Annotated in this window: 27 protein-coding genes; 16 read left to right on the top strand and 11 right to left on the bottom strand. The window is 41.8% G+C overall.

What is annotated here, in order from left to right; translation table 11 throughout:
• The 4 genes from GQS54_RS04280 to GQS54_RS04265 are packed head-to-tail and all read left to right on the top strand — an operon-like array spanning position 1 to position 3,804.
• A complete protein-coding gene (locus tag GQS54_RS04280; protein WP_166422763.1) occupies positions 1-696 on the top strand; it encodes an SDR family oxidoreductase in 696 nt (231 codons plus the stop codon).
• A complete protein-coding gene (locus GQS54_RS04275; RefSeq protein ID WP_166422762.1) occupies positions 693-2,036 on the top strand; it encodes a fatty acid--CoA ligase family protein in 1,344 nt (447 codons plus the stop codon). Before GQS54_RS04280 ends, GQS54_RS04275 begins: the two co-directional genes overlap by 4 nt.
• A gap of 52 nt (positions 2,037-2,088) precedes the next feature.
• Entirely contained in the window at positions 2,089-2,739 is a 651-nt protein-coding gene (locus GQS54_RS04270; RefSeq protein ID WP_166422761.1) for an acyltransferase, read from the top strand.
• A 15-nt stretch (positions 2,740-2,754) separates the two neighbouring features.
• Positions 2,755-3,804 carry an acyltransferase gene (locus GQS54_RS04265; protein ID WP_166422760.1) on the top strand — a complete coding sequence of 350 codons (1,050 nt, stop codon included), beginning with the start codon at positions 2,755-2,757 and terminating at the stop codon, positions 3,802-3,804.
• A gap of 31 nt (positions 3,805-3,835) precedes the next feature.
• On the opposite strand, the gene GQS54_RS04260 is transcribed toward GQS54_RS04265, so the two are convergent.
• From GQS54_RS04260 to GQS54_RS04245, 4 genes are all read right to left on the bottom strand, one after another.
• Positions 3,836-3,994, bottom strand: coding sequence for a hypothetical protein (locus GQS54_RS04260; protein ID WP_166422759.1), 159 nt, complete (start codon positions 3,992-3,994; stop codon positions 3,836-3,838).
• Between the two features lie 9 nt (positions 3,995-4,003).
• Entirely contained in the window at positions 4,004-4,279 is a 276-nt protein-coding gene (locus GQS54_RS04255) for a hypothetical protein (RefSeq protein WP_166422758.1), read from the bottom strand.
• Between the two features lie 209 nt (positions 4,280-4,488).
• Entirely contained in the window at positions 4,489-5,526 is a 1,038-nt protein-coding gene (gene dusA, locus GQS54_RS04250; protein ID WP_166422757.1) for a tRNA dihydrouridine(20/20a) synthase DusA, read from the bottom strand.
• Positions 5,527-5,729: 203 nt separating this feature from the next.
• The gene (locus tag GQS54_RS04245; RefSeq protein ID WP_166422756.1) at positions 5,730-6,272 is read right to left on the bottom strand and encodes a carboxymuconolactone decarboxylase family protein; all 543 of its coding nucleotides are present in this window, start codon (positions 6,270-6,272) and stop codon (positions 5,730-5,732) included.
• A gap of 275 nt (positions 6,273-6,547) precedes the next feature.
• Between GQS54_RS04245 and GQS54_RS04240 the strand changes: the two genes are divergently transcribed.
• The 5 genes from GQS54_RS04240 (at position 6,548) to GQS54_RS04220 (ending at position 11,045) form a co-directional block, all read left to right on the top strand.
• Entirely contained in the window at positions 6,548-7,123 is a 576-nt protein-coding gene (locus GQS54_RS04240; protein ID WP_166422755.1) for a pyridoxamine 5'-phosphate oxidase family protein, read from the top strand.
• 184 nt (positions 7,124-7,307) lie between these two features.
• Complete coding sequence (locus GQS54_RS04235) at positions 7,308-7,883, top strand: HNH endonuclease (protein WP_166422754.1); 576 nt, start codon at positions 7,308-7,310, stop codon at positions 7,881-7,883.
• Between the two features lie 113 nt (positions 7,884-7,996).
• Entirely contained in the window at positions 7,997-8,899 is a 903-nt protein-coding gene (locus GQS54_RS04230; RefSeq protein ID WP_166422753.1) for an acyltransferase, read from the top strand.
• Positions 8,900-8,903: 4 nt separating this feature from the next.
• Entirely contained in the window at positions 8,904-9,800 is an 897-nt protein-coding gene (locus tag GQS54_RS04225) for an acyltransferase (protein ID WP_166422752.1), read from the top strand.
• Positions 9,801-11,045: a mechanosensitive ion channel family protein gene (locus GQS54_RS04220; protein ID WP_166422751.1), complete on the top strand. Its 1,245-nt coding sequence runs from the start codon at positions 9,801-9,803 to the stop codon at positions 11,043-11,045.
• A gap of 25 nt (positions 11,046-11,070) precedes the next feature.
• On the opposite strand, the gene GQS54_RS04215 is transcribed toward GQS54_RS04220, so the two are convergent.
• Entirely contained in the window at positions 11,071-11,271 is a 201-nt protein-coding gene (locus GQS54_RS04215) for a hypothetical protein (protein ID WP_166422750.1), read from the bottom strand.
• A gap of 276 nt (positions 11,272-11,547) precedes the next feature.
• Here GQS54_RS04215 and GQS54_RS04210 point away from each other — a divergent pair, with 276 nt between their 5' ends.
• Together GQS54_RS04210 and GQS54_RS04205 are read left to right on the top strand one after the other, a co-directional pair.
• Entirely contained in the window at positions 11,548-12,327 is a 780-nt protein-coding gene (locus GQS54_RS04210) for a DUF2884 family protein (RefSeq protein ID WP_166422749.1), read from the top strand.
• Positions 12,328-12,343: 16 nt separating this feature from the next.
• Complete coding sequence (locus tag GQS54_RS04205) at positions 12,344-13,210, top strand: sugar nucleotide-binding protein (RefSeq protein WP_166422748.1); 867 nt, start codon at positions 12,344-12,346, stop codon at positions 13,208-13,210.
• Positions 13,211-13,274: 64 nt separating this feature from the next.
• Here the strand turns inward: GQS54_RS04205 and GQS54_RS04200 are convergent, their stop codons facing one another.
• From GQS54_RS04200 to GQS54_RS04190, 3 genes are all read right to left on the bottom strand, one after another.
• Positions 13,275-14,696 (bottom strand): sodium-dependent transporter, encoded by a 1,422-nt coding sequence (locus GQS54_RS04200; RefSeq protein ID WP_166422747.1) that lies wholly within the window; start codon positions 14,694-14,696, stop codon positions 13,275-13,277.
• A gap of 138 nt (positions 14,697-14,834) precedes the next feature.
• Positions 14,835-15,596 (bottom strand): SDR family NAD(P)-dependent oxidoreductase, encoded by a 762-nt coding sequence (locus tag GQS54_RS04195; RefSeq protein ID WP_166422746.1) that lies wholly within the window; start codon positions 15,594-15,596, stop codon positions 14,835-14,837.
• Positions 15,596-16,042, bottom strand: coding sequence for a DUF393 domain-containing protein (locus tag GQS54_RS04190; protein WP_166422745.1), 447 nt, complete (start codon positions 16,040-16,042; stop codon positions 15,596-15,598). The genes GQS54_RS04195 and GQS54_RS04190 overlap by 1 nt, the downstream gene beginning before the upstream one ends.
• Before the next feature lie 141 nt (positions 16,043-16,183).
• Here GQS54_RS04190 and msrA point away from each other — a divergent pair, with 141 nt between their 5' ends.
• A complete protein-coding gene (gene msrA / locus GQS54_RS04185; protein WP_166422744.1) occupies positions 16,184-16,726 on the top strand; it encodes a peptide-methionine (S)-S-oxide reductase MsrA in 543 nt (180 codons plus the stop codon).
• Between the two features lie 17 nt (positions 16,727-16,743).
• Here the strand turns inward: msrA and GQS54_RS04180 are convergent, their stop codons facing one another.
• Both GQS54_RS04180 and GQS54_RS04175 read right to left on the bottom strand, forming a co-directional pair.
• Positions 16,744-17,898 (bottom strand): hypothetical protein, encoded by a 1,155-nt coding sequence (locus GQS54_RS04180; protein ID WP_166422743.1) that lies wholly within the window; start codon positions 17,896-17,898, stop codon positions 16,744-16,746.
• Positions 17,899-18,051: 153 nt separating this feature from the next.
• Complete coding sequence (locus GQS54_RS04175; protein WP_166422742.1) at positions 18,052-21,162, bottom strand: glycoside hydrolase family 2 TIM barrel-domain containing protein; 3,111 nt, start codon at positions 21,160-21,162, stop codon at positions 18,052-18,054.
• Positions 21,163-21,417: 255 nt separating this feature from the next.
• Here GQS54_RS04175 and GQS54_RS04170 point away from each other — a divergent pair, with 255 nt between their 5' ends.
• The 4 genes from GQS54_RS04170 to GQS54_RS04155 all read left to right on the top strand — a co-directional run bounded on the left by GQS54_RS04170 (position 21,418) and on the right by GQS54_RS04155 (position 24,139).
• Positions 21,418-21,879 (top strand): nuclear transport factor 2 family protein, encoded by a 462-nt coding sequence (locus GQS54_RS04170; RefSeq protein WP_166422741.1) that lies wholly within the window; start codon positions 21,418-21,420, stop codon positions 21,877-21,879.
• Between the two features lie 113 nt (positions 21,880-21,992).
• A complete protein-coding gene (gene fldB / locus GQS54_RS04165; RefSeq protein WP_166422740.1) occupies positions 21,993-22,541 on the top strand; it encodes a flavodoxin FldB in 549 nt (182 codons plus the stop codon).
• Positions 22,538-23,371: a CLCA_X family protein gene (locus GQS54_RS04160; protein WP_166422739.1), complete on the top strand. Its 834-nt coding sequence runs from the start codon at positions 22,538-22,540 to the stop codon at positions 23,369-23,371. Before fldB ends, GQS54_RS04160 begins: the two co-directional genes overlap by 4 nt.
• Positions 23,372-23,731: 360 nt before the next feature.
• Entirely contained in the window at positions 23,732-24,139 is a 408-nt protein-coding gene (locus GQS54_RS04155) for a biopolymer transporter ExbD (protein WP_158771835.1), read from the top strand.
• A gap of 93 nt (positions 24,140-24,232) precedes the next feature.
• Here GQS54_RS04155 and rraA read toward each other — a convergent pair whose 3' ends face one another.
• Positions 24,233-24,718, bottom strand: coding sequence for a ribonuclease E activity regulator RraA (gene rraA / locus GQS54_RS04150; protein ID WP_158771836.1), 486 nt, complete (start codon positions 24,716-24,718; stop codon positions 24,233-24,235).
• Positions 24,719-24,918: the final 200 nt, after the last annotated feature.

Here is a 24,918-nt window from a genome sequence, read left to right as displayed (position 1 = left end):
ATGCAACATATACTGGTGACAGGAGCAAGCCGTGGGCTTGGTTTAGCTATTGTGCAACATCTATTGGCTCAGGGGCATTTAGTGATTGGGTGCGCTAGAAGCGCGAGTGACGTTTCACACCCACATTATCATCACTTTGAGGCTGACGTGGCAATTGAAGAGCAAGTTCAAGCGCTATTCATTAAAATTCGCAAAGCCTTCAAATATATAGATGTATTAATAAACAATGCTGGCGTTGCTCGAATGAATGCGTTTGCACTTACCCCCTTCAAAAATATGCGCGAAACCATGGACGTCAATTATGCAGGCACGTTTATGTGCAGCCAGAAAGCAATTAGCTTGCTAAGAAAATCGGCCAACCCGCGAATTATAAATATGAGCACTGTTGCAGTTCCCATGAATTTGCAAGGTGAAGCTGCATATGCAGCCTCAAAAAGTGCTGTTGAATCACTTACGCGAGTGATTGCTAAAGAACTCAGCACATTTAACATAACGTGCAATGCCATCGGCCCATCACCTATCGCGACCGATTTAATTAGCGGTGTTAGCGAAGAAAAAATTTCGCGTTTAGTAGAGCAACAATCTATACAAAAAATGGCAAAGCCAGAAGATGTACTGAATCTGGTCGACTTTTTCATGAAGCCCCAGAGCAACATGATTACCGGGCAGATAATTTATCTAGGAGGGATATCATGACTGTGCAATTTCTATTAGACAAAATGTCTGAACTTGAAACTCAAGAGGCCGTTGCGGTAGGCAATAATATTATTACTTACGGTGAATTACGCGAAAAATACCACAACTGGTTAGGCTGGATAGCAAAGGAAAAGATAAGACCAGGCGAGGTGGTGAGCATCAAGTCTGACTATTGTGCCGAAAGCATCTCATTATTTTTAGCATTGACCCACAATCGCAATATCATTGTGCCACTTTCCAATGATTCGAAAGCGCATTTTGAAACGTTCTGCGAAATAGCGCAAAATCAATATGATATTATTGTTAGCGAAAACGACACTCAGCTAATTAGAACAAATAACCAGCCATCACATCCCCTTTATGATGTACTGCGCGAAAAAAATCATCCTGGATTAGTGTTATTTTCTTCTGGCTCAACGGGGAAAAGTAAAGCGATATTTCATGACCTGTCGCAACTGCTAAATAAATTTACCGTACCAAGAAAAATGATGCGTACATTAGCATTTTTGCAGTTTGACCATATTGGCGGTGTGAACACACTACTATATACATTGGCTAATGGAGGCACTGCAGTGGTGCCGGCTCATCGAACGCCAGAGTCGGTCTGCCTGGCCATTGAAAAACACAAGGTGGAAGTATTACCAACGTCGCCTACGTTTATCAATCTGCTTTTATTATCTGGTGCCGCCGATAATGTTGATTTAAGTTCACTTAAGCTCATTACCTATGGGACTGAGACCATGCCTGATAGCACCCTAACAGCCATAACGACAAGGTTCCCACAAACCAAACTGTTGCAAACTTATGGGCTGTCTGAAGTGGGCATATTACGCTCTAAGTCTAGGGACTCTAAATCACTTTGGGTGAAAGTCGGAGGCGCGGAGTTTGAGACAAAAATAGTAGATGGCCGTCTTTGGATAAAATCTGAGTCAGCGATGCTTGGATACCTTAATGCCCCATCACCATTCGATGAAGATGGCTTTTTAGACACTGGAGATCAAGTTGAGCAAGATGGGGAGTGGCTTAAAATACTCGGCAGACAAAGTGAAATCATCAACGTGGGCGGCGAAAAAGTCTACCCTGCCGAAGTAGAGAGTGTTGTTTTAGAGATGCCAGGTGTCGAAGATGCGGCTGTGTATTCTTCACCACACACCATTACCGGTATGATTGTAGCCATAGAGGTTAAGCTCAGTACTGATGAGACGTTAACAGAATTCAAAGTCAGATTAAGACGGCATTGCGCAGGTCGTTTACAAGCCTACAAAGTTCCTAAGAAAATATCGCTGATTGACAACTATACTCATAATGCACGGTTTAAAAGGATGCGCAAACGCTCCTAAAACAATTTGCCACAAACTGAATTGGAGCTACGCGTAATTAAGGATATTTACTATGTACCACGCACTTAAATTATTTATTAACCGTTTATGTCAGTTATTGACTTTACCGATGGCAATCACCTGTTGGTTAGAATCTTCAACAAGTAAGCATTCAGAAGCCGTTTTCTCCTTCTGGACTCATGTATTCTCCATATTGCCAGGTCTGCCAGGTGTGTTCTTGCGTAGGGCATTTTACTCCTTAACTCTGGAAAAGTGCTCGTTAAATAGTTTTATTGGCTTTGGCACTATATTCGCGCATCGAAGTACCGTAGTCGAAGACAACGTATACACTGGCATATACTGTTCCATAGGTTCTGCTCATTTAGGGAAAAACTGCCTGATAGGCAGCCATTCAAGCTTACTCAGTGGCAATACTCAACATTTGCGTAACGACGAAAGCGGAGAATGGATGCCTTTCTCGTCAAGCAATATTAATCGTATAAACATTGCGGAAAATGTATGGGTTGGTGAGGGTGCAATAATACTCGCTAGCATTGGTAAAGGCTCACTAGTCGCGGCTGGCGCTGTCGTTAACAGCAATGTAAAAGCGAATATTGTGGTCGCTGGGAACCCAGCCAGATTTGTTAAAAGCTTCGCACCAACGCCCACGGAAGATCCAACTGCCACAGCGCAAAAAAATGCCGCCTTGAAATCACAGGCCTAACGCTAAGGAAATAATATGAAACGTTGCGACTTCGTCGATTGGATGAAAGCGGTTGGTATGTTTTTAATCGTTTTTGGACATTTTTTTGGGGATCCGTTTGATCAATTTACCCAGCCTGTTTATCCGAAGCAACTAGGTGTAGCTATGTTTGTCTTTATTATGGGCTGGGGTCTGGGTAAAGCAACGGGCCCTAGGTACAAAGTTAGCTATAATCGTTTATTCCCCATGTTTTTTTGGGGAATAATCATTGCGCTTTTTATTAGCGTAATCAGTTTTTTTGCCATCAACGATATTTCTGAGAGCAATTACGCACCGTTTGTTTTCGGTGTTAATGTCATTTTTAACTTTTTCCCTGCCAATCCCACAACCTGGTTCATAGGTACCTATTTTCATATTATTTTGCTTTGGGCACTTATTTTATACCGTATTAAGGTAACCCCTTTAATACTGGTATTAAGCCTAATAATAGAAGTGTTAACGCGTAGTTATTTTATTCATGACCATTCTACTTTTATTGCCTATATGTCACTACCGAACTGGCTCACGATATTTGTGCTCGGTATGTATATGTGTCAGCAGAAAGATCAAGACAGTTCCAAAGGTTTACTTCTCGGCATAATTGCTTGGGCTACATTTATAATTTTTTGGGCTGTAATATTAAATGAGATAAATGTTACACGCCGCTTCCCGTTTAAAAATATTCAAGTTAGCACTGATTTGATGAATGCGCTGTATACATCTGTTGCAGTTTCAATCGTTTATTTATGTAATACGATGTTTAGTATTTTGGTGTTTAGTCGCATAAAAGCCGGACGTATCGTGCGCTTTTTTTCGCGTAACACGATCATTGTTTTCATAGGGCATATGCCGCTTTATTATGTAATAGAGCCGATTGTTAATTTAGTATTTTCTACCGGCTGGCCCAAGCGCTTATGCATAGTGCTAATTATGTATATCGGGCTTTCTTGGGTGTCTGAATTATTGTGTAAAGCAATAAAAGTGGATGAAATTAAAAAATGGGGATGGGGTAAGTTAGTTCATTGGATGCCAATGCTTGCTAAGTAAATTTTCTTCAACAATATGACAGCGATCAATACTACAAAGAGTGACCGCTGTTTATATTTGAAGTCGTAAAGCCCATAGTTTCCGGCTTGTTTTCTCGTAGGTAAGCAACGACTGAAAACAAAATCACACCCGCCAAATAAGCGACCACTGGTGCGAGTAAAAGCGTAATAAGGGCATGATGATCAAACATATTCATATCTTACTCAGCTCGGTTTTTTGGCGCTTCTTTTTGATCTAGATCAGTGATAGTCACTTTGCTAGCAACTGCTGGCTCGTCAATAATGCTGAACATATTGCTTGCTGTTAACACCGCCTCTTGAATTTTATACTGAAGCTCTGTTTTAGTGCTTTCTATGGTTTTCACCATCAAGTGGCTTACAAATTGCTCTAAGTTAACTTCAGCAGCGGAAGCATGCGAGCTAAAAGCAAAAGTAGACGTTAATGCAATGGCAGCGATAGTTGATTTAGTAAACATAATATTCCTCTTCTTTAAAATAATGTGACGTTGCTAATTTTGCTTGTCACTGTTAAGTCGAAGAAATTATTGCGAGAGTTGTGCCAAGTGAGGATTTTTTCGTAATCAATTGATTAGATTGAATTTTAAATAAAATAACAGCAAAGATAAAACTTCAGCTGAGTGTAAAAAGCAACAGATTCGTAAAAATAACCACCTAGGTGGTTAAATTAACTAACTCTCGTATCTTGATAAGCTTTGGTAGTCGCTCGGGCTTCATCAACAGCAGCTAACGCGTTGACCAATAACTCTGGCCCCACTTGCAAACCATTTTTGCTTTGGCCTGTACCATGTTGGCTCAAATATCGACGCCAAATGCGTCCACCTGGCTGCCCCTGAAATAAACCTAACATATGTCTAGCGATATTCCATGCTCTAGCGCCACTGGCCATTTGGGCTTCAACATAAGGCAGCATGGCGTGTACTATTTCTTCACGAGTAAGTACTGCACTATCATTTTGATAAAAACGTCTGTCTACATCCGCAAGTATATAAGGGTTACTATAAACCTCGCGGCCAATCATTACGCCGTCGAGCTTTTCTAAATGCAATGCAGCATCGTCTAATGTTTTCACGCCACCATTGATACTGATATTCAACTGAGGGAACTCTGCTTTAAGGGCGTGCACTCGGTCATACATTAATGGAGGTATATCACGATTCTCTTTCGGGCTAAGCCCCTTAAGCCAAGCTTTCCGAGCGTGCACAGTAAAAATATCACATCCGGCATCAGCTACAACGTGGATAAAATTAGTTAGATCCTGATATTCATCCATATCATCGATCCCGATACGTGATTTCACTGTCACCGGAATATCTACTTCCTTTTGCATCGCCTCAATACACTTAGCCACTGTACTTGGCTCCGCCATTAAGCATGCACCAAATCGTCCATTTTGAACACGATCTGATGGGCACCCTACGTTGATATTCACCTCATCATAGCCCCGCTCCTGCGCAAGAGCAGCACAGCGCGCCATATCCGTCGGATCTGAACCGCCCAATTGCAACGCCACTGGGTGTTCCGCATCGTTGTATGCTAAGTAATCGCCTTTACCAAAAATAATAGCGCCTGTGGTCACCATTTCGGTATACAGCAATGCATGCTTAGATATTTGACGCAAAAAATAACGACAATGCTTATCTGTCCAATCGAGCATTGGAGCGACAGAGATGGTGCGGTTGATTGGAGAGGATGAATTATTCACTGCAAACCTTTGATATTTAGAATTTTTAATAAACGCCAGACACTAATAATTATTCCCGAGACCCTGACTACATGCCTGTAAGGATAAACTAGCGGCGGATTATAGCATTAGTAAGCAACTCTATACATGTTATGCATATCAACCACAAAAAAGGCCGCTTATATATAATATACAGCGGCCTAAGTTTGCACTAATTCACACGACTACCACGCGAATTTTTTAAACGGCGCGTCAACAGGTGTTTTCGCTATGTGATTTGTATAGTTACTCATTACCTTTTGTGACAAACCTAAAATAATTTCGAGTAGTTGTCTTTGCCCGTAACCCGCGGCAAAAAACTTTTCTATAACGTCATCTGATATCACACCACGACCACGCACCATCGCCAATGTTGTGTCGTGAAGTACTTGTAATTTATCACTGGGCATAGCAGTTTTATTACGTAGCGCTTCAGTTAGCTCAGATGAAACTTTCATTGAATTTGCGATAGCGGTATGAGCAGGAACACAGTAAGTGCAATTGTGCTCCACGTTTATGGTCTGCCATACGACGGTAAGCTCTTCTGCATCGAAAGAAGAATCCATAAATAACTTGTGCAAGACTTGGTAACCCTCAAGCAAACCAGGGGCTTCAGCCATTACTGCATGCAAATTAGGTATCATGCCATTGGTTTTTAGAGATTGCTCAAGAATAGGTTTACTCTTTTCTGGTGCACTTTCTACTGTATGAAGGGTGAAATCTGCCATTGTTAATTCTCCAGTTTATAAAATTAATATGATGACTACTGCTAGTCAATGATACTAAGATACACATAAATGAACGATCGTTCAATTATTATTTGAACAGGTGTTCAATTTACATTCTTTCTTACTCTAGTTATTCCAGTAAACAGTTGATTTATCGAGATAATATTAAATAACAGGTCATTATAAATATATTAAAGATTGAGACATTTAAATTTAAGATATCATCAGCATACCCTTATTAAACTTAACCTGGGTTTTATCGAATAGGAGCAATTATGCAGCAACATCCATCTTGGCAATCAACCATAGAACGTGCATTAGAAGTACATTTATCCTCAGTGACAAGTCGCTATTTACAATTGGCTACCGTAGACCGCCATGGCTACCCCCACTGCCGTACTATAGTATTTAGAGGGTTTAATGAAGGTAAAAACCAAATATACCTGCACACAGACAATCGCAGTGAAAAGATGTCACATCTGACCCAAAAAAGTCAGGTCGAGGCATGCTGGTACTTCGCACAAACCCGAGAGCAATTTCGTTTTAGCGGCTATATGGATTGTATCGCGCATCAGCCTGGCATAGAGAACCAGCATATTGATAATATGAATGAACATTCTAATTTTGATGCTCAAAAGCTGCGACATGCCCATTGGCGAAATCTAAGTGATGCATTACGTGAAAGTTATGCTGACGATTATGATGCGGCCAATCCTAGCGAACACTTCGTACTATTGAGACTGCATATTACTCAAGTAGATTATTTACGCCTGATGGCTACTCCCCATTTACGCGTATTATACCGTCAAGACGCGCAATCTCATTGGCATGCAGAATCCATCCGGCCCTAGCGTGTATAATTGGTGTTAGTTTCACTTTTATCTGCGATACATACGTATTGGGGAATAACAATTAATGACAGTTGGTTAAAATAAGTACACAGTACAATGGTAAGACCGATTTTTAAACGTAGTCAAAGTGTCTTAGGATTACCCATGATAAGGTTATTTTGTCTACCCCTAGCGAGGTAAGTGTATGTTGGTTTTAAGATTGAATAAATCTGGCCTACCTCAGGCATGGATAACGTTAGAAGAAGCAGCCAAATACTATGCACAAGACCGGGTGCTGTTTGAACTAGGTTATAGTAAACGTGTATTGCGTGGAGGCTGGAATGATCAAGGTTTACAAAGCCGTTTAGCCTTATCATCTATCATCGGTTGCGAAGGTAAAGTCACCAGACCTTGCGGTAAAGTGCCGCTAAACAATAGATTTCTATTTCGCCGCGATAATTATCTGTGCATGTATTGTGGACAAAAATTCCGTATGACCGAACTCACTCGCGATCACATTATGCCTCGCTCAAAAGGCGGGCGTGATATTTGGACTAATTGCGCATCAGCTTGTACACGCTGCAACTGCTTTAAAGCCGATCGCACGCCAGAAGAAGCAGGATTAACGTTAATTGCCGTGCCCTTCACGCCTAATATTTATGAAAGATTCTATTTAATGAATCGGCGTATACGCATCGATCAAATGGCATTTTTGGGTAGCCACTTTTCTAAAAATAGAGCATGGGAAACAGCACATAACCTCGATACTGTCGGTATTTAGGTAAACTTGGGGCGAAAATTGGGTAAAAACAGTGATACTTCGCTATTAGGTTTATTCAACTTTAGTTTACACTACGCCATCGTTTGTATTTGATTGGTATTGGAGTAAATGTAGTGGCGCGGTTGTTAGGCAATGTTATGGGTGTGCTGTCGGTTATTTTGTATTTCATTAACACAGTATTTTGGGTGATCCCTATCGTTGTACTGTCGTTTTTAAAACTTATTCCTATAAAGATTTGGCGTACTGCGCTGTCTTATCCACTAGATGGTTGTGCAACGTCATGGATCACTGTTAATAATATTAACCAAAATATCTTCAGCCGTACAAAAATCGAAGTCACTGGCACTGAATCACTTAGCCTTCAAGACTGGTATCTGGTCATCGCCAATCATCAATCCTGGGTCGATATTCTTATTCTGCAGAGGGTATTTAATCGCAAAATTCCTTTTCTTAAGTTCTTTTTAAAGCGAGAACTTATATGGGTGCCCTTTCTAGGAATTGCTTGGTGGGCCCTAGAATTTCCTTTTATGCGTCGTTACACCAAATCCTTTTTGGCAAAAAACCCGCACCTCAAAGGTAAAGATTTAGAAACGACACAAAAAGCCTGCGAAAAATTTCAAACTAAACCAGTAAGTATTATGAATTTCGTTGAAGGCACGCGATTCACACCTGAAAAATATCAGCGTCAATCGCCTTCATTTCAATATTTATTAAAACCCAAAGCAGGCGGTATGGCCTTTGTGTTAAGCGCTATGGGTAGTCAATTACATAAATTACTCGATGTGACAATTTACTACCCACAAGGAATACCCACTTTTTGGGATTTTGTCTGCGGAAAAGTTAAATCTATCAAAGTCCATGTATCTGTTACCCCGATTAGTGAGTTATTACAATGTGACGCTTTCGCTGAAGATTATTTCGATAATCCAGCACAGCGCGTTATATTTCAGCGTTGGCTAAATAGCGTTTGGGCGGAAAAAGACCGCAGAATTGAGCAAATGTCGGCGGAGCAGTAAGCCCATGCTCTCGATATTACGCAGTGTGCTTATTTTCCCAGTTCATCTTTGTCTGCAAATTATTAACTTATCTTTTTGGGCAGTATTGATTATTTTCTTTGGGCTAATCAAGCTCATACTACCTTTCGCATTAGTTTCTCGACCAATTAATCAGCTTCTCAACTATATGTTGTGTGCTTTTGGCGTGTTGAGCGTACGCCTAATTCGCCTATTTAATCGGATTGAATTAGACGTAGAAATTGAAGGCGCGCTAAGCAAAACAGAGTGGTACCTAATGATGCCAAACCATCTAAGTTGGTTGGATATTATTTTGCTGGTGGACTTTGCAGCAGATAAAATTCCCGCCCCTAAATTTTTTCTAAAAAAAGAATTAATTTGGTTACCGTTTGTGGGTTTAGGCGCTTGGGCGCTGGATATGCCATTTATGCAAAGGTACAGCCGAGAATTCGTGGAAAAAAATCCGCATTTGAAAGGCAAAGATATTCAAACCACCAAGCAATCCTGTGAAAAATTTAGAGAATGCCCCACCACAGTTATTAATTTTGTCGAGGGCAGTCGATTTACTACTCAAAAACACCAAAACCGCAACAGCCCTTTTACCCATTTGTTACCCCCGAAAGCTGGCGGAATAGCGTTTACCCTTGCTGCTATGGGAGAATTATTCACAGGTATTTTAGATGTCACTCTGATGTACCCTAACAATCCTAATAGGCCCATGTTAGCTATGTTAGCAGGCAGATTAAATAAGGTTATATTGCGCGCGAGCGTGACGCCAATTGAACAGGAGATTATTGGCGATTACTTTAGCGATAATGACTTCAGAGATAACTTTCAATCTTGGCTGAATGCACGCTGGGCGTATAAAGATAACCAGATCAAGCAATTATACGGAGACAAATAAGTGGAAAAAAGTGCACAACTAAGTGACTACATCATCCAAGGTTATGAATTTATTGGCCTAACGGTAAGCAATGATGGAGGATTATTTGCCATAACGGCGGTGGTACTACTGCTGTGTCTGGCATGGCTTAGTTTTCTATTAGCGCGGGTAGCATTAACCGGCAGACTCACCCGGATCATTTTCCATAGTAAAAATACTATTGACGACGAACTTCACGAGCACGGCGTATTCAGACGTATCGGTCATATTGTACCCGCTATGGTTATTTATTTGTGCAGCAGTATGCTTGTTGAAGACCCTATTCTTTTCTCGATGCTACAAAAAATTGCGGTCATTTACATGTTGATAGCCGCCGTAGCCGCCAGTAGTGCCTTGCTTAATACTATTGAGGATGTTTACAACGCTTCAGAATTAGCTAAACGCGCTCCGGTCACTGGCTTTATTCAAGTCGGGAAGCTGTTTATCGTGATTGTTGCTGGCTTACTGATCATATCCAACTTACTAGATAAATCGCCACTATTACTGCTATCTGGATTAGGTGCAGTCACCGCTATATTGCTACTGCTATTTAAAGATACAATTTTAGGCTTTGTAGCGGGCATTCAAATTGCCGCTAACCGTATGGTAAACACAGGTGATTGGGTTGAATTACCTAAGTACGGAGCCGATGGTACTGTTTTACAGGTCGGGCTGACGACAGTTAAGGTTCAAAACTGGGACAAAACTATCTCGACCGTCCCAACTTATAGCCTGATTACTGATTCGATGAAAAACTGGCGTGGTATGTCAGAGTCAGCTGGACGGCGCATTAAACGTTCGTTAATTATTGACGTGAACAGCATAAAGTTTTGCGATCAAGATATGCTTAACGACTTTTGTAACATACGTTTTATCAATGAGTATATAGAGAAGAAACGTGCTGAGCTGGATGCATATCATAAAGAGCAGAAAATCGATATTCAAGATCTTCTAAACAGCCGTCGCTTGACTAATATAGGAACGCTCCGAGCATACTTAGTATCTTATTTACATCACCATCCAAGCATAAATCAAGATATGACATTGATGGTACGCCAGCTGCCATCTACAGAATTAGGCCTACCATTAGAGATATATTGTTTTAGCGCCAATAAGGATTGGGTCGCTTACGAAGGTATTCAAGCTGATATTTTCGATCATGCGCTGGCAATGTTGCCAGTATTTGGGTTGCGAGCCTATCAACGTATTAGTGATAGGCCTCACTAGGCCGCTAACAATTGTCTGTAGGCGTTTAGCTTACAGACAAAGCGTACCAAAACAGCAAAAACAACACCACGCCAGATACACCGAAGAAGCCGTATTCAACGCGTGATTTCATTGCGGATTCTTGTGCTGCAGGTTGAGCGATAAATCCCATGATGATACTGCTTACGCCTAAAACAAACGCTACTAAACCAAACCCAAACAATATTGCATCAGTCCAATTACTCATCTTTGTTCCTCAAAATAGTATAACGATTCAAAAAGCCCACACAAATTATGGCGGAATTATATATTAATTTTGACAAGAAAACATAGACTGGCGAAATTGCCTAACTATTAGTAGCTTTATTAGCAATACTGCATAAAAATCGTATTTGAAATCACCCCAATAACCATTAACCATTTGTTTTTAAATAATATTATAAGAATGGCTTGGTGTTTGCTTTGTAGTTCTTATCTCACTGTTATGTGAACTAATCAAAATATCCTCAAAGGAAAAATGGCCATGCGTAATCTTATTTTGTGTACCGTCCTAATGTTAAGTACGACTGTAATCGCTGCAGAACAACAATGCGACGTAGAATTTAACGGTGGTTTGCGACTCGAAAATCAGGTGCTAACCCTCACTACAGAACAAAACAATAAAATCGTTATTAACCAAAGTAAGCAGCTTTATGTTAACGGCCAAAAAACCAATTTATCTACCGAACAACAAGCCCGTTTAAACGAATTTTACGACAGCATTAATGCAGCTATCCCTGCGGCGGCGGGTATAGCTTCAGATGCGATTGAACTGGCCACATATGCGTTAGATGAAACGTTCACTCAATTGCTAGGTGAAAACAACTCGGTTGTTGCAGACATCACAGATCAACTACATGAACTAAAGCGAGAGTTAGATCGTAGTTTCTACGGCGACGATGGCCAGATACGTTTAAATTCAGCCCAATTTGAGGAAGACGAGTTTTTAAGTAAAGCATTTGAAGATAAATTCGAAAAAGCCGTAGAAACGATCGTGACACGTGCAATTGGCCAAATAATGGTTACCATTGGCAGTGAACTAATGTTCAACGGGGGCGACTTTGATGAGTTTGAGCAACGTATGGAAACCTTTGCCGAGGGTATGGAGCATAAATTTGATCACCAAAGCGAAGCGCTTGAAGCACGTGCTGAAGTATTATGTGCCAGCTTAGCGAATATCGATCGCTTGGAAGAAAAACTGCAAAACGAAGTCCCCCAGCTTGCAGACCTAGACGTACTTCAGGTAAAACACTACTCAATGTAATTTTACAAAGTCTACTATGAACATATCTATTTTTGGCGGAGGCTGGCTAGGTCAGCCCCTCGCGACTATGCTAAGCGCGACAAAGAGCAAAACAAGCAATTCAACAAATAGCCAAGACCGTTATCACGTGCGGGTTACTGCGCGCAGCGAGCAGAGCATTATTAACCTTATAGAGCATGGCTTAAACGCTTACCTTTTCGCTCTAGGTGAAAGTCTTCTTACTCATAAATACCACGCTGAATTACTCAATAACAATGTTGTCATTATTAATATTCCACCCGGACGCAGGCACCTCGCTGATAATCCACAAGCTAGTCAACAATTTGTCGCCGATATGTGCATGTTGATCACTCAGGTATGTACACACAAATCCGTCAAACTCATATTCATTAGTACCAGTTCAGTTTACTCTGATGCGGTAGAAAACGTCACCGAGCAAAGTGAAGTCGCACCTATAACCGAGTCGGGCCGAGCTCATCAAGCAATAGAAGCGTTTATTCAACAACATCATAAACAATCAGCTTGTATATTACGTTTGGCTGGTTTGGTGGGACCCGCCCGACACCCTGGCAAATTTCTAGCGGGAAGGCAGCAGTTAAGTGGAGCAAGTCAGGTGGTTAACCTTATCCATCAGCAAGATGTTATCAGTGCAATTGAAAAAATAATAGATGGGGGTATATGGGGAGAAACACTGCATTTAGCCGCTCAAGTACACCCTTCGCGTCAAGAATATTATACTTGGGCAGCGAATAAGCTTGGCTTACCTGCGCCCCATTTTGCGCGTGAATCAACACCTAAAACCGGTAAACGAATTGATGCCCGTTATTCCTTACAGAGACTATCAATGACTCTTGCATATCCTAGTCCCTACGACATGCTATAACACCCGTTTAAAAGGGTGTTATAGCGCTAACAAAATAGATTGCGCGCGCAGTACCGTTACGTCTCTAACCAATTAATGCGTTACCAAAATATTTCAGGGCAACGGTATTAATAAACACCAACAGTAAAATAACAGGAATAAAGGTACCCAGCGAGAAATTGACATACCTTTCGAACCAGCTTTTAGCAAATTTTGGTGCGCCTATATCCAGTTCAGCATTTAAGTTACTTTTCTTCCAGCGGTAGATAACGAATAAACAAACCAACAGGCCATTAAAGGGTAATATAGTGTCGTAAAACACGTCGATAATCACATCAAAAACAGACTTTGTTTGTCCCGCATAACTCACAAACTCAGTGAAGAAGGTTGAAATACCAAACGACGTAGCCGCCATAATAGAAAGTACTACGAGTAAAGCGCCTAGTATCCCCAACGACTTCTTACGACTATAGCCTTTCTCGTCCATCATAGCCGAAACCGGTACTTCGAAAATGGACACCAAAGAGGTAATTGCGGCAAAAAATACTAACAAGAAGAACAAGCTTGCCACCACGCTTGCGCCTGCGTAGCCAATTGTTGTTTGTAGTGCTAAGAATATTTTCGGCAAGAATGTGAAAATCATGCCTACCGAAGAGTCACTTAAACTTTCCGTATTGGTATTTGGGTTGAACGAAAAGACCGCGGGTAATATGAGCAAACCTGCAATAAACGCAACACCCGTATCCATTAAGGCAACCAGTTTCGCCGAACCGGGCACATCACTGTGTTTGTCTAGATAGGAACCGTATGTGAGCATGATCCCCATGCCCAATGATAAAGAGAAAAATGCCTGGGACAACGCCGCGCTAACAACTGCGGCGTCAATCTTGTTGAAGTCTGGGATAAGATAGTACTTCACGCCTTCGAAGGCGTTATCTAGCGTCAAAACAAAGATCACTAGAGCTATTAACATAATAAAAAGAGCTGGCATCATCAGCTTTGCAGCTTTCTCTATGCCTTGTTTAACCCCGCCTTGCAGAATTAAATACACAATAATCAGAACGCCTATCATGTAATAAAACAATTCATAACCGTTAATAAATACGCCAAAGGTGTTTGGATCGGCTAATAATTCAAGATTCCCCAGTACGCTTTGTACTAAATAACCAAAAATCCATACCGTCAGTACCAAATAGAATATGGCAATCATAAAAGGGGTGATAATGGCAAGCCAACCAGCTATTTTCCAATGCCACTGACCGCCAGAAAGCACGTTGTAAGCACCGAGAGGATCTTTACGACTAGCACGGCCGACTGACATTTCAGCAAGCATCACAGGTAAACAGATAAATGCAACGAAAATGGCATACATCAGCAGGAAAGCGCCGCCGCCATTTTTTGTTGCAGCAACCGGAAAACCAACCATATTTCCGATCCCGACAGCTGAGCCTGCTGCCGCGAGAATAAAACCTAAACGAGACCCAAACTGTTCGCGAGGTGCACCCATAGTGTCATCCTTTATTATTGTTATATTTTTATTGTAATGAACGGATGTTAACAGCAGATAATTAAAAAGTCTTCGCTCAGGTGCATTCATAAAGATGGTAAAAAGCACAAAATATTTACAATGTGTAAACGCGCCCAATTACCAAGGGATCACTTTTCCGTCCCAATCAATAAAATATGGCCCCTGCTCTGGGGTCAGCCCATTTAAATAGCTCAATAAGCGAGATACACTGAATTCACGGGTAAACAATTTTTGCGCTTTTACATTCGCTTGAAAGGGTTTCGATAAGGCCGTATCAACCGTGCCAGGGTGATAACAGATTAAACTGACATTTTTGGCACGCCGTTGGTATTCTACCTGTGCGGTTTTTACCAACATATTTAGCGCCGCCTTACTCGCTCTATAACCATACCAGCCGCCTAGGCGGTTATCTTGAATGCTGCCCACTCGCGCACTAAAAAAGCTAATGTCAGCCGATTGATTGCCTTTAACCAAAGGCAACAAATATCGTAACCACATAGCAGGCTGAATCGTATTAATTGAAAAATAAGCGCTAAGCTTATCCGCCGACATCTCCTCTAAGCGTTTTTCTGGCTGTAGATTTGTTCCATCGTTACTGGCTCCATGCAGAACACCACTACAGCAAATAACGCGGGTAAATTGCCCAGTACCTTGTTGTTCTTGGCAAAATCGGGCGACCGCCGACTCTTCAGTATAATCAAGTTCGATTAGCTGAGCGCCTTTCACGAAGTGCGATATATCGGCGCCAGCTTGTTGCTGTAAGTTTCTGCTCACACCATATACCATTTTATAACGAGCTGAGTCGATAAGCTGCCGAAACACTTCTTGACCAATGCCGCCTGACGCGCCAATGACTAGTGCATTACCTTTTTGCTCCATTACCCGGCGCTCCCGTTATTGACTTTGCTTGATGCTGACCGGCTTGTATCGGCACCAACAAGCTTTGGAATTTCACAGGATTGGCAGCGCTTCTTTCCAGTCAATAAATATGAAATGGCATATCTATGTCGTGCAAATATACTGTAAAAGCCATCCGCAAACCATCGGATGATTGGCCAGCGAAGCCAAGCATACAGCCACCCTTTTCCGACCATCTTCCATGCTAAATAAGTTGCATCTAGCCCAGTCACCAGAGTGCCATCCAACTTTTGCACATGGATACGGGCATCTAATTCGTGCCAATTAAGGTCAGGAAAATGTTCGGCAAAGTCTGACTGTTGAATATCCACAAACGAAATTTTGTGCGCCTTATCGTATTTTTTCAGTTTATGCATTTCGGCTAAACATAAAGGGCAGTAACCATCGTAAAATATCCTAATTTGCATGCATTTCTCCTAATGAGCGTCACAATATGTGTACTAAGATAAGTACGCTGCAAGGTGTAAAATAGATTAATCTCTTTTACACCTTGAACCAAGGCACGAGCGTGACCACATTAAGGTTTTACAAATTTAACGAGGTAAGTCATGGCAAATATTCAACAGGCCACTCTAGGCGGCGGCTGTTTCTGGTGTTTAGAATCTGCATTTAACACAGTTGATGGCGTAGAACTGGCCGTTAGTGCTTATGCCGGTGGGCAAACTCCAGACCCAACCTATGAGGCTGTATGTGGCGGCCAGACTGGGCATGCTGAGGTAGTACGGGTTAATTTTGACGCCGACAAACTAAGCTACCGTGAAGTGTTAGAAATCTTCTTTACCTTGCACAACCCTACCCAATTGAATCGACAAGGCAATGATGTCGGCACACAATATCGCAGTGCTATTTTCTATCATGACGATGAGCAAAAAGTGGCTGCTGAAAAGATTCTGCAAGAGATCACTGACGAGCAGATTTGGCCAGATCCTGTTGTAACTGAAGTGATCGCCCTAAACAATTACCATCAAGCGGAAGATTATCACCAGGATTACTTCAGTAATAATCCGCAAAATCAATATTGTAATATGGTGGTCGCGCCTAAACTGGCTAAATTCAAAAAGACCTTCGCCAGTCGCTTAAAATCTGTTTAGTACTGCAAACAGTTAGCCTAACGAAACCAAGCATCCTGTATAGGTAAACTGAAGAGCAAAGGCGCCATTTTTTCGAATTTGGCGCGGTTTTGCTCACACTGAATATTTTGTAAATAAACGGCTTTCCATGGGTCGTTAACCATCCACAATGTATCGTCAATAACAGTCAAACCTTCGATAGACGCATTATCCATAGGCTCCCAACCTGAGCAAATTTCGTTCGGGGTATCAAGTTGAGCGAAAAAGTGCAAATCAACTACTAATGCATCTTGCTGGCCAGCTAAATCTATTACCCAGAGCTGTTCATCATTGCGCGCGGCAGCAAACAAATAGCGATGCCCACCATATTGATAAAATTCCAGCGCATTAATGGGGTGATTGCCGTGCTCAAACGATGGCAGCTTGACCTGTGTGTCACGCATGGGGATAAAATCATTTTGCTGCCAAAACTCTGCAGATATATCAGTGGTAAAGACTCGCGCACCACCAGCGGCATCTTTTTCTAAGGCTAAGTATAACTGCCCGTCATCGCTTAGGGCTAAGCCTTCAATGCCGTCATTGGGAAAGTTAGCGAGGTTAAGCTCATCAGAAAACATTAAAGGGCGCACATGAGTCATCAGCACAGAATGGTCTGTTTGCACCGCAAGTCGAACTAATAGAAAGGGATAAACGACGGAACCTGAATGCCCATACTTCTCGGCACACACAGGACTAAGGCCTTGATGGTCGCTCGCATCTTCAGTAATCGTAAAAAACACACCAGGCTCGTTGGGCACTGCCACTAGCGCTTCTAAATCTGGATTTTCTTGAATGTAACTGGCAAAACAACTGTCTTTTAACGTATCGCTTAGTTCAAATGCCATTATTTCTGGGGATACTAAAGCGGTTTCTGATGAAATTACATGCAATTGTAATCGCTGAGATCGGTCAGCACTTCTGTCACTTAAGGAAATCAGCTTGCCGTTCCAAACAGTCAAACCTGAAGTTTGCGGGTCAAGCATCACTTCGCCGTTTGCTTCCATAAGCCAGCGCCCGTTTACGGTTGTCACATGTCCAGCGGGCGGATTGTGTTGTTCCGCCTGAGCTACAGGGCTATCTCCCATGGGCTGAACACTATGACACCCATATAATACTGCAATACATGTCCACAGCATTACAAATTTACTTTTCATGTTATTTCCCATTCAACTGTTTGCGGTGATTTATATGTAGTTGTGCAAGCATGGTCAAGTCAACTGAGAAAAAAACTCAGAGACGTATTCACAATTAGTCTCTGAGCAGATGCTTTATGGTAACACCAGAGGTAATAATTAACGCACGCGCCTCTAGGTTTTGTAAGGCTTCATAACGAAACCATAGTGGTAATCTCGCCAAGGCAAGGTGTATTGAAATAAAGGTGCCGTACCCCAGGAATCTGTTCCCGCAACGCCCCGCTGTTTATAATCAATATTGATAAATATCCTATCTTGCTTAGTCAGTTCATGTGGGTGTAATCCACGTTTTTCGAATTGGTCGTAATCATAAACATCATAGCGCTGGGCACCGAAGCCAATCTGGGGTAAACCATTAAAGGTTAATCCTAAGCCCTTTTTATTTTTAAATGAGACAGTTCGTACATCGCTGCGGTAGCCATTTTCTTGTGGACGCACATAAGGAAAATAAAGATCATCTACTGCCATGGCGTATCGACTCACCAAAGCCGATTGTTTACGATCCCAATAATTTTCATGAGGGCCACGACCAAACCATTCAACTTGCTCAAATTCCTCGGGCATTTGCAGCAAACTACCGATACGTGGTAGCGCACTATGCATTTTATGGGGCGCTGCGTAAAACCAAATATCAAAGGTAATACTGCCATCTTCACTGACCGTGTACTTGCTCAAATAACGGCTTTGTACATCAGTCAGATAATGTTCTGTACGGATTTCAATACTATCGTCAGTTTCCTTCCAGTTGAACGCCGTTAACTCAGTATGTTGACCAGCATACTGCCAGTCTTTGGCTTTCTCAGGAAAACCTTCGCCAAAATCATTATCCGTTGGGGCCCGCCAAAAATCGGGGCGAATACCCGATAATAGCATTCGCTGTCCTTGCAACTGGTAATCGCTGATCAATCCCAACACAGTATCAAAGCTGATTGAGAACACATCCGAAGTAATCGTCAGCGCCGAATCACGTTCTCTAATCTGCAAACCATTGGTCTTATTACGGATCACCTTTGGTTTATCGATGGACTGCGTAGCATAAGTTGGTATAGGGACTTGGCTGCGCGCTACAACAAAATTTGCGGGTACCATGTCATTACCCTGTTTAGTGGAAAACTCAAAAATAACAAAATACTCAGCGCTATCGGTTAAACTAACGTCTACAGTAAATTTAATGAGTTCAGTCGTTTGAGGGGCAACAAGCAAATTCTCAATGCTGCCTTTTTGAATAACATTGCCATTTTCTTCAATTCGCCATAGTAAGATTACATCAGACAAGTCAGTAAAATAACGCTTATTCTTTACCCGAATAGTGTTACTCACCATATCTAGGGATTCTACGCTCATGTGTTGATAAACAGCATACACCTCATAAGCGTGTGGATTAGGCGTTCTGTCCGCAGCCATCATGCCATTAGCACTAAAATTACCGTCGTGATACATACCTGGTTCTTCTAAGTCCCCGCCATATCCCCAATATGGAATGCCATCTTCGGTGGTGACAGCAAACGTTTGATCGACCCAATCCCAAATAAACCCACCTTGTAATAGCGGATATTGCTCAATGACTCGCCAGTAGTCGGCAAGGTTACCCATAGAGTTACCCATGGCGTGTTCATATTCGCAAAGAATCAATGGCCGTGTTTCACCTAATTGTGCGTAATGTTCGAGAACCGGAATAGAGGCATACATTTGGCTATACATATCCGTATGCCGACGCAGTTGTGCTTGCTCAGACATAACAGGCATGCTGGTTTTGGTTTTAAGCCAGTCATACATCGCTTCCATGTTGGGGCCATCGCCGGTTTCATTACCAATCGACCAAATCACGATACTCGGATGATTTTTATCTCGCTCGTACATGTTCGATACACGGTCTCGATAAGCATCTCTCCACTGCGGCATATTTCCCATATGTCCACTCGGATCGTAAGGGACTGCTTGATTCGCTGCCCCCACTCCATGAGACTCGATATTCGCTTCATCGACTAGGTACATACCGTATTCATCAGCCAATGCATACCAATAAGGGTCATTGGGGTAATGCGAAGTGCGCACAGCATTAATATTAAACTGCTTAAGCAGTTGCATGTCACGGCGCATTGATTCGCGACTTATTACATGCCCTGTAACAGGATCGTGGTCATGACGGTTGACGCCTTTAAACAAAACAGCTTGTCCATTGATCAACACATTGCCGTTTTTGAGTTCACTGGTGCGAAATCCAACGCGCGTATAAATATGCTGCACAGCCTGATTATTTTCATCAAGTAGTGTCAGTTTTAACTGATATAGATTCGGATCTTCAGCACTCCACTTGGCTACATTGTCAATTTTTTTGGTAAAAATCACATCGACTTGTTGCCTGTTATGAGCTTGGATGAATAACTTTTCGCTCATGACTAAGTGTTGATCAGGCCCCAGTAATTGGGCCTGCAATTGATAAGCTGTCTGTTCATCGCTTTGGCAGGCTAAGTGAGATTGAATATTGACTTGCAACTCAAACTGCCCATCGTTATAAGTGTCGTTTAAGGTACTAAGAACGTGAAAGTCACGTACGCGCATGTTTGGCGTACTATATAAATACACATCGCGTTCAATCCCACTTAAACGCCACATATCTTGTAACTCTAAATAGGTGCCATCAGACCAACGATACACCTGCATGGCAATCACATTCTCGCCCGCTTTTAGGTACTCGGTAATATCAAATTCTGCCGGCGTTTTCGAATCCTGAGAATACCCAACCTTATGCCCGTTGATCCACAAATAAAAAGCAGATTTGACCGCTCCGAGATAGGCGAAAACTCGTTGATTTTTCCACCCTTCGGGTAAAGAGAAAGTGCGTCGGTAAGAGCCAACCGGATTATTATCTTCAGGCACTTGTCCTGCAATAGGATGCTCAGCAAAATCTATCCGCGTATTAATATAATTTGCCGCTCCATAGCCCAGAAGTTGCCAATTACCTGGAACATCTATTTTGCCCCATTGGTCGGTATTAAAATCAGGTTTGAAAAAATCATCGGGCCGAAATGCCGGCGAATTAACCCAATTGAAATCCCATTTACCATTGAGCAGCAAATAATTTTTAGACGTGAACGGTCTATCTACATATCCACCTGGGTCCTTTGAGAAACTATAAAACGAAGCACGAGCGGGCTCTTTGTTAATCGCAAAAATCTGAGGGTTTTGCCAATCAGGCAACGTAGTCGAATTAGCGAATGTCATATCAAACGGATCCTATAAACAGATAAATGGTTAGCACAGGTTGCGAATTTTTATTCGCCTGTAAGATGGGCTAAAGAGCTAGCAGCGATGACACGATGCCGTGACATAGTCCATTATAATAGTATTTATACTATATATTAATTAAATAATTAACGAATTGTTAACTAAAATCTTTATAGGTAAACAGTTGTCGCCTACTGTAAAAGAATGGAATATTGACCATACCTTAATGATTCAATCTCATGAGTAAACACTATGAAAATACCTTCCGCTCGTTTTACAACCTGTGCGCGCTACGCCTTTTCCATACTTTTTGTGCTAAGCGTATTTAGCTTTCAAAGCCATGCACAACAAGCCACGGCCAACTTAGATCGCATTGCCAGCTTCATGCAGGCTTACAATGCCCATGACATTGATGCCATGTTGCTCAATATGACTGAAGACGTTAAATGGCTTAACGTAGCAAATAATCAGTTAGTGGCAGAAACAGCTGACAAAAATCAGCTGCACGAAGCCATGCAAGCCCATTTCAAAGCAAAACCGAACGCCCGTTCGCAAATAAAAGACAGTGTTGTCTTAGGCGATACTATTGCGATCGTTGAAGAAGCTTTTTCCCAACACAATGGCATTACATCGTCCCAGTGTGCTATGTCAATTTACCAATTACGTAATGGCTTAATTAGCAGCATTACCTATTACGCTGCAGCTAAGTGTTGATGTCTGTATTCTTAATAGCGAATAATTGCACTCTCAAGGCCTATCAGACCTAGACCAATGCCTAGCAAACAAGGACAATAGCACCATTTTTTAACGCTTTAAAAAAGGTATTCATGTCAGATACGTCCTTTAAAATTGGCCTATTCTACGGCTCAACCACGTGCTACACCGAAATGGCCGCTGAAAAAATTCAGACTGCGTTCAACCGTTTGTTCGATGAGCATGTGGTCGATATTTTTAATATTAAAGATGTACCATTGAGCCAAGCTGAACAATTTGAGGTGCTCATATTTGGTATTTCCACCTGGGACTTCGGTGAGTTACAAGAAGATTGGGAATCAAGTTGGCAAGATATCAGTCAGCTTAACCTTAAAGACAAAACCGTTGCGCTGTTTGGTCTAGGTGATCAACTTGGATATACACAATGGTTTCAAGATGCCCTTGGTATGCTGCATGACGAGTTAGTAATTCTCGAGTGCAATATCGTTGGCTATTGGCCTAACGAAGGTTACGAATTCGAAGAATCGAAAGGGCTAACAAAAGATGGTACTCACTTTGTCGGTTTGTCTCTGGATGATGAAAATCAATATGATAAAACTGAGCAACGCATCGAGAGTTGGACAGAACAATTGCTATTAGAATTGGACAGCGACAGTCAGTGACACCTATAGCAGGGCAATCTCGTCTGCATCGACCTTATTACCGTAACGGCATTGAACATCGTGCGGGCGCAGACGTGAGCTTTCACGATATCGTTAAAATTTTTGGTTTTCGCACTATTAATATCGGTAAATGGGTCACCCCTGAAGAACAACAGATAGCCGCTAATCTTTTTTTCGATGGGTTTTGTGATCTGATGGACATTCTACAAGTTCCGGAGTCCGTGATAACCTTAAATGGCTCGTTATCTCTAGCGTTTGGGACAGGTGGCCGCAAGCACAGTTGCGCCCATTACGAATCTCAAACTAAGCGTTTAGCGTTAGCTAAAAATGCAGGTGGCGGCTCCTTAGCCCATGAGTGGTTTCATGCATTTGATCATTATGTGTGTGACAAACTATTCGTTGCTAGTAACGCGCAAAATTTCGCCTCAGAGTTATGGCTTGATGACCATGAAATGCACACCCATCCTCTGAATAAAAAATTAAGCGGCTGTTTCGAAAGTATATTTCTAAGCAGCAATAAAAAAGAAGCCAATCAATATGTGCTAACCAGCGCCGCAGTTGATAAAGAAATGAAGTTGTTTTATTTTGCACGCCCTCAAGAGCTCGCAGCTCGCGCATTTGAAGCGATCATACAAGATCATTCCATACGCAATGCTTTTTTGGTTCAAGGTACAAAAAAAAGTCCTGAAGCCAAACTAGGTATTTATCCAAGAGAGCAGCATCGCGTTACCGTGCAACATCACTTTCTTGATTACTTTGCCCATTTAGGCCAAGCCATTGAGCACAAAAGTTCTAAAACTCTAAAACCACATAGTCGAATACAATTTTAGTGCACAAAAAATATACTGGGTTTGCAAAAAAGATCGTTCTACGATACAAATAGCCTGCGAACCAGAAACGATCTGCGAGATCCTCAGCACGATCTGGGCGACACTCGTGGTTGTTTTAAGTCGTGGGAATATGTCAATAAAGAGAATAAACGATTTGTTTTGCTAGTAAATCAGCATCCTTCGCATCTTTGATTCGCCGTCTGGCAAATCTGAATTGGTTATTTTTAATACCATACATGTGAACAACAATACGTTTTCGTTAATACAATTGCATAAATATATGTAATTAGTGGATGCTCTCAATTAAAAGTGCCTTTATACTAGGCGAATTCATTATCAACAATTTGGCGACAAGAACAGATGAAAAGAAAGAAGCACGGCGCTGCTGATGACGAAGCAGCAATAGATATGACCCCCATGTTGGACATCGTGTTCATCATGTTGATTTTCTTCATTGTTACCACCTCTTTCGTAAAAGAAAAAGGTTTAGATGTTATGCGTCCAAAAGACACAAACTCACCGCCGCCGAAAACGAATGTTAAATCTCTAGCAATCCGCGTTGAGCAAGATGGCACTATCATGATGAATAGTCGTGAAGTGGACATCCGCCGTATCGTGGCAAACATTCAAAGCTTCTTGGCTGAAAACAACACCGATTCTGCGGCTGTTCAAGCTCATCCAAAAGCGAAGCACGGTATTGTGGTAGAAGTTATTAACCAAGCAAAAGAAGCGGGTATCGCGAACGTTTCAGTTCTTGTTGGTAAGTAATCTTATAGTTACAGATATTGATACTAAAAACGCCATCATTTGATGGCGTTTTTTTATATCTGAAATAACAGTTTTACTGAAAAAATAGTTTGATTATTCGACGTCGAGGGGTTCAGGTGACAGAATAATTCCGGTCCTGTCGGCGTACACATGATCTTCAGGCAAGAACGTCACACCGCCAAAATTTACCGCAACATCCACTTCCCCAACACCTTTATCATCGGCACTGACCGGAATAGACGCAATGGCATGTACACCCACATTAATTTCTTCTAAATCATCAACCTCTCGTACACTGCCATAACAGATAATACCTTCCCATCCATTATCAAAAGCAATTTGTGCGGCGGTTGAATCGATCAACGCTCGGCGCATTGAACCACCGCCGTCAATCAGCAGTACTTTTCCAAGCCCAGGTTGTTCAAGCGCATTAAGGATCAAGCCTTTATCTTCAAAACATTTGATTGTCGTTATTTCACCACCAAATGACGCGCGACCACCAAAACTTACAAACATGGGTTCAACCACATCAACACTATCGGCAAACAAATCACATAATGCAGACGTATTATATTCCATTGTTAATCCCCTTTAGTCGATTTACACCCAGTATACTGCTAGGCATTTGCAATGCTACTACTAATCGTCCTTTTATCCCGCTTTTTGTCTGCAACTGCCGTGGGTAATTTAATTCATAAAGTGTTCTTTAATCTGTCACCTAAACTTCACACAGCAAAAATAGTATCAACCCATCGAATTGATTGCGCGTTGATGGAGTG

It is taken from the genome of Paraglaciecola sp. 20A4, from assembly GCF_011378905.1.
Classification (GTDB): Bacteria; Pseudomonadota; Gammaproteobacteria; order Enterobacterales; family Alteromonadaceae; genus Paraglaciecola.
Note: the sequence above shows the minus strand (reverse complement) of the source record. Positions and strands in the feature narration are given on the sequence as shown.

Bases quoted from the DNA above. Each gene is read 5' to 3' on its own strand.
- rraA (WP_158771836.1), bottom strand. From the start codon at position 24,718: ATGGAATATAATACGTCTGCATTATGTGATTTGTTTGCCGATAGTGTT.
- GQS54_RS04270 (WP_166422761.1), top strand. From the start codon at position 2,089: ATGTACCACGCACTTAAATTATTTATTAACCGTTTATGTCAGTTATTG.
- GQS54_RS04265 (WP_166422760.1), top strand. From the start codon at position 2,755: ATGAAACGTTGCGACTTCGTCGATTGGATGAAAGCGGTTGGTATGTTT.
- GQS54_RS04245 (WP_166422756.1), bottom strand. From the start codon at position 6,272: ATGGCAGATTTCACCCTTCATACAGTAGAAAGTGCACCAGAAAAGAGT.
- GQS54_RS04155 (WP_158771835.1), top strand. From the start codon at position 23,732: ATGAAAAGAAAGAAGCACGGCGCTGCTGATGACGAAGCAGCAATAGAT.
- GQS54_RS04170 (WP_166422741.1), top strand. From the start codon at position 21,418: ATGAAAATACCTTCCGCTCGTTTTACAACCTGTGCGCGCTACGCCTTT.
- GQS54_RS04205 (WP_166422748.1), top strand. From the start codon at position 12,344: ATGAACATATCTATTTTTGGCGGAGGCTGGCTAGGTCAGCCCCTCGCG.
- GQS54_RS04275 (WP_166422762.1), top strand. From the start codon at position 693: ATGACTGTGCAATTTCTATTAGACAAAATGTCTGAACTTGAAACTCAA.
- GQS54_RS04280 (WP_166422763.1), top strand. From the start codon at position 1: ATGCAACATATACTGGTGACAGGAGCAAGCCGTGGGCTTGGTTTAGCT.
- GQS54_RS04215 (WP_166422750.1), bottom strand. From the start codon at position 11,271: ATGAGTAATTGGACTGATGCAATATTGTTTGGGTTTGGTTTAGTAGCG.
- GQS54_RS04225 (WP_166422752.1), top strand. From the start codon at position 8,904: ATGCTCTCGATATTACGCAGTGTGCTTATTTTCCCAGTTCATCTTTGT.
- GQS54_RS04175 (WP_166422742.1), bottom strand. From the start codon at position 21,162: ATGACATTCGCTAATTCGACTACGTTGCCTGATTGGCAAAACCCTCAG.
- GQS54_RS04195 (WP_166422746.1), bottom strand. From the start codon at position 15,596: ATGGAGCAAAAAGGTAATGCACTAGTCATTGGCGCGTCAGGCGGCATT.
- GQS54_RS04190 (WP_166422745.1), bottom strand. From the start codon at position 16,042: ATGCAAATTAGGATATTTTACGATGGTTACTGCCCTTTATGTTTAGCC.
- GQS54_RS04235 (WP_166422754.1), top strand. From the start codon at position 7,308: ATGTTGGTTTTAAGATTGAATAAATCTGGCCTACCTCAGGCATGGATA.
- GQS54_RS04240 (WP_166422755.1), top strand. From the start codon at position 6,548: ATGCAGCAACATCCATCTTGGCAATCAACCATAGAACGTGCATTAGAA.
- msrA (WP_166422744.1), top strand. From the start codon at position 16,184: ATGGCAAATATTCAACAGGCCACTCTAGGCGGCGGCTGTTTCTGGTGT.
- GQS54_RS04180 (WP_166422743.1), bottom strand. From the start codon at position 17,898: ATGAAAAGTAAATTTGTAATGCTGTGGACATGTATTGCAGTATTATAT.
- GQS54_RS04200 (WP_166422747.1), bottom strand. From the start codon at position 14,696: ATGGGTGCACCTCGCGAACAGTTTGGGTCTCGTTTAGGTTTTATTCTC.
- GQS54_RS04260 (WP_166422759.1), bottom strand. From the start codon at position 3,994: ATGTTTGATCATCATGCCCTTATTACGCTTTTACTCGCACCAGTGGTC.
- fldB (WP_166422740.1), top strand. From the start codon at position 21,993: ATGTCAGATACGTCCTTTAAAATTGGCCTATTCTACGGCTCAACCACG.
- GQS54_RS04255 (WP_166422758.1), bottom strand. From the start codon at position 4,279: ATGTTTACTAAATCAACTATCGCTGCCATTGCATTAACGTCTACTTTT.
- GQS54_RS04210 (WP_166422749.1), top strand. From the start codon at position 11,548: ATGCGTAATCTTATTTTGTGTACCGTCCTAATGTTAAGTACGACTGTA.